The sequence below is a fragment of the Roseovarius sp. EC-HK134 genome (assembly GCF_902498815.1).
Lineage (GTDB): Bacteria > Pseudomonadota > Alphaproteobacteria > Rhodobacterales > Rhodobacteraceae > Roseovarius > Roseovarius mucosus_A.
Map to the genome: position 1 here is coordinate 41,780 of NZ_LR701529.1, position 6,310 is coordinate 48,089.

The 6,310-nt window shown below is 61.4% G+C and carries 6 protein-coding genes; 4 read left to right on the top strand and 2 right to left on the bottom strand.

Annotated features, from left to right (window positions below; genetic code table 11):
- The first annotated feature begins 45 nt into the window (after positions 1-45).
- Positions 46-498 carry a hypothetical protein gene (locus GC127_RS00210; RefSeq protein WP_151975977.1) on the top strand — a complete coding sequence of 151 codons (453 nt, stop codon included), beginning with the start codon at positions 46-48 and terminating at the stop codon, positions 496-498.
- Here GC127_RS00210 and GC127_RS00215 read toward each other — a convergent pair.
- Together GC127_RS00215 and GC127_RS00220 are read right to left on the bottom strand one after the other, a co-directional pair.
- Complete coding sequence (locus GC127_RS00215; RefSeq protein WP_151975976.1) at positions 455-988, bottom strand: hypothetical protein; 534 nt, start codon at positions 986-988, stop codon at positions 455-457. The genes GC127_RS00210 and GC127_RS00215 overlap by 44 nt on opposite strands.
- A 148-nt stretch (positions 989-1,136) precedes the next feature.
- Complete coding sequence (locus GC127_RS00220; protein WP_151975975.1) at positions 1,137-1,928, bottom strand: AAA family ATPase; 792 nt, start codon at positions 1,926-1,928, stop codon at positions 1,137-1,139.
- A 677-nt stretch (positions 1,929-2,605) separates the two neighbouring features.
- On the opposite strand from GC127_RS00220, the gene GC127_RS00225 reads away from it, so the two are divergent.
- The 3 genes from GC127_RS00225 to GC127_RS00235 form a co-directional block, all read left to right on the top strand.
- Positions 2,606-3,154 carry a helix-turn-helix domain-containing protein gene (locus tag GC127_RS00225; RefSeq protein WP_151975974.1) on the top strand — a complete coding sequence of 183 codons (549 nt, stop codon included), beginning with the start codon at positions 2,606-2,608 and terminating at the stop codon, positions 3,152-3,154.
- Complete coding sequence (locus tag GC127_RS00230) at positions 3,147-5,021, top strand: relaxase/mobilization nuclease domain-containing protein (RefSeq protein ID WP_199861146.1); 1,875 nt, start codon at positions 3,147-3,149, stop codon at positions 5,019-5,021. The genes GC127_RS00225 and GC127_RS00230 overlap by 8 nt, the downstream gene beginning before the upstream one ends.
- 12 nt (positions 5,022-5,033) lie before the next feature.
- Positions 5,034-6,310: type IV secretory system conjugative DNA transfer family protein (locus GC127_RS00235; RefSeq protein ID WP_151992546.1), on the top strand; the 1,277-nt coding region annotated here is incomplete at its 3' end.

A 6,310-nucleotide genomic window follows, 5' to 3' on the forward strand; every position in this document is an offset into this window, starting at 1 on the left:
CGGAGCCGCAGTTATCAGGTGGCAGGTATATGCCTGTACCTATATATGCTTGGCCAACACAAAACGGAGTTTACAAACTTGCTTTACAGGCCTCTACATATTGCGCTCTTTCTGGGCGCGGCTTCATCGGCTGTCGCTGCCGAGTGGGAGATCGGCTTGTCGCGAGGTCTGGAGACCTATGCTGCGACTGCAAACGACGGAACTTTGCTCTTAGTTTGCGATCCTGACCGTGTCTACAACCCAAACGTGAGCCATGCGTACTTTTTGTCGCGTTTTGACGATGACCAATTCCCGCAACAAGTTGTTCTTCTCGCGGCGACCGGAGAGCAGGCTGCCTTTTCTGTGCAGGACGGGATCGCAACGCAACGCGATGCTGATCCTGCCGAATGGGCACAGCTCATCGACATGATCGAGGCGGGCGGTCAGATCGCTGTCGTGACCGCACGCGATGCCTTTACGCTGGATCAGGACGCGCTGCCCGGGCTTCGATGCCGCTGATCTTTTGAGCGAGCTCTTCGATCTCGGAGTTCAGCAACACCTTGCCGAAGGCGGATAGCAGTTGCGTCACCCCATAGACGTTGAGCGGGTCATCAATGCTCGTCTGCAGCGCTGCCACATGGGCGACGTCGAGCCTGATCATCGATTTCATGAAGGGGGCACCAGTGCCTTTGGGCTCGGCCAGGCGTGGTCGTGCAGCGGAGGCAACCTCATGCCAGGTCGCGGTGTCGCGCAGGTTTTGCATGCGGGCGCGAACCGCTTTGATCAAGGCACGCCGAACGTAGTCCGGATCAAGGCCAGATCGTTCTGCCAGCGCCTCAATCCGTGCCTGATCCTCAGCTCCGATGCGCACGTAATAGGTTCGAGACTGCCCTTCGGTGCGAGTGCTGCAAGCATCATCCGCCACCGGCTGGGTGGATACCCCCGAGTTGATGCGCGCCGTTTCAGCCGCGGCTGCCTTTTCCCCTTTCCGGGGTTCTTTCTTGTCCACTGAATTTGCCGCTGGGCCTTCTGTCGCGACCGCTGCCGCCGCACTCTGATTAAATGCGGCATATTTCGTGGCGCTCGTGGCGAACTGCCGCGATTGCGCCAGCCTGTCTTCGTTCGAGACAGCGGTCCCGGACCGGCTTGGAATCTTCCTAGCCATTGGCAGCGTCCACCATGGCCTCGATGTCGCAAAGGACATCGCTGCACAGTGTCAGGGCTGAGGAAAGATGCCCCGCTTGCAACCGATGACGAAGATCTTGTTCATAAATGTCCCGCACATATCCCAGTGGTCCGGTCAGCGGCATGCGCTGGATCGCAGTGAGATGGGGCACCGGCGTGGGCAGGAGCGGCAGGGTTGAAATCACCTCGAAGACCTCAAGGTCCTGCCGGTGAACCCTGCGTCTTGCCGCATCACGCTCAAAGTCATCGCCTGCGGTCACGAAATCGATCGCGCGTTTGTCCGCGTTCATCAATACGGTTGAAAACAGCGGGGCGGGGTCATCCGGCCCGAGGGTCTCGATCATGCGCATAACCCATGTCAGGGTTTTCAGGGCCGCCACGAAATCCGATTGTACCGGCACGGACGGTACCAGGACCATGTCGCAGGCCAGCGCCAGTGTTTCGGTGTCGGGGTGCTCGCCGGGGCGGGTGTCGATCAAAACCAGATCCACACCTTCAGCCTCAAAGCCGTCCAGCGCGTGGTAAAGGCCTTCAACGGTCTCGGGGGCATCGGCCACGGTCAAGCCTGTGGGCCATGGAAGGCGTGGCAGATCACCGAAGTCGGCGCGCGCGCTTTTTGATTCCCATTCGAGGATCTGCTTGTCAGCATCCGCATCCATGACATGCACACGGCGGCCGCGTGCGAGCATGGCGGACGCAAGCATCTGTATGAGAGTTGTCTTTCCCGAACCGCCCTTCGCGGAGATGGCCGTCACAACAAGCATTCCTCGACTCCATAACGTATATCTTGCGCCGTTATGGCGATGCCTCGGGATGGCGTCCACACCTTGCGTGATACAGGCGTTCAACCTTTGGGTCAGACAGATGTGCAGCTGCTGAGGCGATGTGCTGTTTTGGCGATCATCTGCGTACGCGTTCGGTCAATCGGTCAGCAGGTCACTCACGCCAACCCTCATTGCAGCGTCCATCCTTTTCCCCATCGCGTCGTTGTGGCAATTTCCGAATGCTGCCATCAGCCTTCGAGGTGTCGCGTCACCTGACCATCGACTATCCGTATCAGCGCCGACGTAATACGCACGGTGCTGCGCAGGCGGTCCAATCCCACAAGGCCTTCTTCTCCTTCCGGGAAAACCCCTTTGAGCATTCAACGCCAACGAAGGGATATCGTGTCGGCTGCGCCGACGTCATTCCCGCGCCTGTTCAGGATCCGGGCCTACGTCCCGGATCGCGGCGCGGGGGAGGCGGTGTCCCTTCGGTCTGTTCATTGTCGCGCGGGGTTTGCAGCAGGCATGGCCAAGGCCCTGCCTGCTGATCACCGAAGGTGCGACAACGGACCGAAGGGACGTTGACAGGAACGGTATTGTGTATGACAAAACTTGTGCGGCGACTCATTAGAGTTTTCGTGTTTACAAAAACTATCTAATGATAAATCTTGCCGCCCATGTCCAAACGCCTCTCCACCATAGCCCGACAAGAGGTTCTCCGGCTTGCCGCGCAAGGGCTTGGCGATGGGGAGATCGCCGTGCGTGTTGGCTGCTCCCGGCCCACTGTCGCCCGCGTGCGGGCGCGCGGCGTGGTGGCGGATCGAACCACAAAGGGCCGCGTGCTGCAGGTTCGGGTGTCCGCCCGTGAGGCCGAAGCATTCGAGGCGCTTGTGGCCGAGACGGGCATGACCACGTCGGGTCTGCTCCGGCACATGATCCGTCTGTCATCCGGCATTGTCGCGTTTCGCCGGGACGAGGTCACGGCGCTCAAGGCGTCCGCCAATCAGCTTAATGCCTTGGCGCGCAATCTTGTGCAGATGCTGAAGCTTGCCCATGCGGGCAAGCTGCGGTGGAACGCGCGCGACGCGGCACTGGTCGGTCGGCTTGCGGACCGGGCCGAAGAGGTTGCCCGGGCTGTGCAGGCTTTGCGCGCGGCCTCGCTGCGCGGGGCCTTCGTCCGGGTGTCCGATCTTCGGGACGTTGGGGAGAGGCAGCGCGATGGCTGAAACACGCACCCTCCAGCAGGCGGTATTGGGCGAGATTCTGCCTCATGTGGGGCGGCGGTCTGCAGCCATGGCAGGCGAGGCGCGCGTATCGTCGGTCCGTCGGCGTGGCGCGTCCGGCGGGGCTGTTGCGGTGATGTCCTGGAACGCGCTGCGCGTGCCGCAAAGCGTGGTGAAGCGGGTCGGCACGGGCGGGTGTCATTCGCCCAAAGAGTTACGCCGACAGATGAAATACATCCTGCGCGACGAAGCGCAGGTCGCAGCCTGGTCGAACCAGATCGGCATCGATCGTGCCTTTGGCGAGCGCGGCATGGAAAATGTCATTGCCGATTGGAGTGCATCCTGGTGCGGGGCGCCGAAACGGGGTCACACCGATCACATCATCCTGTCCTTTCCCAAGGGAACCGAGGCGGAGTTGGCGGAAGCCATCTCGCGCGAATGGGCGCAGGAGGTGTTCGGCGGGGATTACCGGGATCGATATCGGTATGTGGCGGCCCTTCATTGCAACACAGATCATGTGCATGCCCATGTTCTTGTCGACAAGGTTGGGATGGAGGACGGCAAGTTCCTCTCGATCAGCCGCCATTCCGAGATCAGCTATGACATGATGCGCGAGCTGCATGCGCAGATCGCGGGCGAGCACGGGCTAGTGCTGAACGCCTCTTCCCGTCTGTCGCGCGGCATCATGGAAAACGCTCCGCGGGACACCGATTTGCAAGCGGCCCGCAAGGAGGGACGGGAGCCAGTGGTTGCCCCGCTGGATCCTGAAAGCCGCGCTCTGCGCGAGGCCGAGATACGCAGGCACGCTGAGGGGTATCGGCAGCTGGCGCAACTTGCCGGGATGCGCCTGGAGGCCGACACCCCTCCGGATGGATGGATGGGGCGCATCGCGGAGGGCGCAGAGCTTGCCGCCACCAACTTGATGAAAGGAATGCCGGTGAAAGAAGGGTTTGCCGAAGGAGTTGATATCCCCGCTGCCGGAGCGGATGTGATCGGTCGTCTGATCGCCGCCCGCGAGACATTGCAGGCGGAAGCCGACACCGCCTGGAGCGCCATTCAGGACATGGCGCCCGGTGCCGAAAAGGTCGAACTGGAACAGCTCTTTGCCGGGCAGGCCCGCGAAATGGGCACGCTTCTGGGCCGCGACTTTCTTGCGGATCATTCTTCATCGGTGTCGCCCGAGCGCGATCCCTACAGTGTGCAGGGGATTGCGGGGCTGGCTGCACGGGCAGGAGACGAGGGCAATCCGCTCTCGGCTGAGGCCGATGCTGCACTGGGTCATTTCAGAGCGGAATTGGCGCGGGTTCTGGCACCGATGGAGTCACGGCTCGAGGAGGCGGGCAGCAGCGTCGAAGAAGTCGCTGCCCGTTTCACCGCACGCCATCGCAGCGAGGCGCAACTCGAAGCCTCACGCCCAGTGGACGCACAGGAGCGCTCGGACTGGCTTGGGCTCGAACGCGACCTGCAGGCGCGCGCGCGTGATGTCTTTGCGGGGCTGCACATGGATCGTGATCTTTTGGCGGATCTGGCGCGTCAGGACATTCTCGACGCGGGGCAGGGCAGCCGCCTTGCCGACATCGCCACGCTGGACAAGCTGATCTCCGACGTGCGGCAAGACCTGCGCGACGGGGATATGGATCAGCTGGCAGCGGGCCGGATCGATCCGCTCATGGACCGCATCGAAGACCCTGGTCTGCGACAAGCCGTGTTCTCGGAGCTAAAGGCCATCGCCGCAGTGGATGCGGGTGATGAAATTACCGGCCGCGACAGCGAACCCGCCGCCACCTACCGGACCCGGATCGAGGCTTTCGAGCGCGCCGAGGAGCGGGGGCGCGACCGGGACGATACCAGCGGCGACTACGGCCTCTAGAGGATTCAAAACATGCTGCATGCAATGGAAAGCCGTTGGCGGTATCCGATCGCCATCCTGCTCGGTCTCGGTGTTGGCATCTGGATCGGTGCCGCTATCGCCACGCTCTATCTGATCGTGCGATTTGGCGAAGACCTGGGTGGGTTCGATATTTTCGAACTTTGGCTGCTCAATCTGTCTGATCCACGGATCAAGGCAAACCCTGCGGTGGAACATACTGCCTGGCTCATCACGGCACTTCCTGCCCTGCTTCTGGCGGCGACAGGAGCGACATCCGTTCATCGCGGGTCGCTCACCGATTATGATGATGCGCATTTCCAGTCGCGTCCCGAGCTCCGCCGCAACCGTATGTCGGCGTCTCTTTCCCAGAACGGCTTTCTGTTCGGCAAGCTCGGGTCACCTGCGTCCCGCGCGCCTTTCGTGTCTGCCACGCCAGATCGCTTCCCGCACGCAATGATGATCGCGCCGACGGGCCGGGGCAAAGGGGTAGGCTTCGTTTTGCCGAACCTTTTGCACTTCCAGGGCAGTGCCGTGATCCTCGACGTCAAGGGCGAGAATTTCGAGAAGACATCCATCCACCGCCAAAAGGCGCTGAACAATCAGGTCTGGTACTTTTCGCCCTATGACTACGTTCAGCCCGAGGGCAAGAACGGGCCCGTCCTGACCCGCACGCACCGGTTCAATCCTCTCCAGCGCATTGCCGATCTGCCCAGCCCCGAGCAGCAATACACCGCCGTCAACACCATGGCGGATTTGTTCCTCATCGTCGAAAGCGTGAACGCGCAGAGCTTTTTCCAGGCCGGACGCAGCCTGTTCGTGGCGTCTTGCCTCTACGCCATCGAGACCGGCAAGCCGACGATCGGTGAGGCGCTGCGGATCATGACTGGCGGCGGCAATAAAAAGGAATTCTACAAACGGGCCGCCATGCAGACCGCAAACCCGGAGGTTGCAGAGATTTTCCTGAGCATGGCCGACGAAGTGGACAAGATTCTCGATTCCTATGTCAGTGTGATCCGCGGGGCCGGATTGGAGCTTTGGCTCGATCCGGCGGTGGACCGGGCAACACAGGCAAGCGATTTCGACTTCGGGACGTTCCGACGAGAGCCACAGTCGCTCTATATTGTTGTGCAGCCGGAGCACCTGAAAACACTGGCCCCCCTGATCCGGCTCCTGTTCGCCGATGCCATCGCATGTCTGCAGCGCGCGCATCCCGGACCGGACGAGCCACATCCCGTCATGTTCCTGATGGATGAATTCGACCAACTGGGCAAACAACCCCTGGTCTTGCA

Excerpts from the sequence above, each read along its gene's own strand:
- GC127_RS00220 (WP_151975975.1), bottom strand. The coding sequence starts at position 1,928 with ATGCTTGTTGTGACGGCCATCTCCGCGAAGGGCGGTTCGGGAAAGACA.
- GC127_RS00210 (WP_151975977.1), top strand. The coding sequence starts at position 46 with ATGCTTGGCCAACACAAAACGGAGTTTACAAACTTGCTTTACAGGCCT.
- GC127_RS00230 (WP_199861146.1), top strand. The coding sequence starts at position 3,147 with ATGGCTGAAACACGCACCCTCCAGCAGGCGGTATTGGGCGAGATTCTG.
- GC127_RS00225 (WP_151975974.1), top strand. The coding sequence starts at position 2,606 with ATGTCCAAACGCCTCTCCACCATAGCCCGACAAGAGGTTCTCCGGCTT.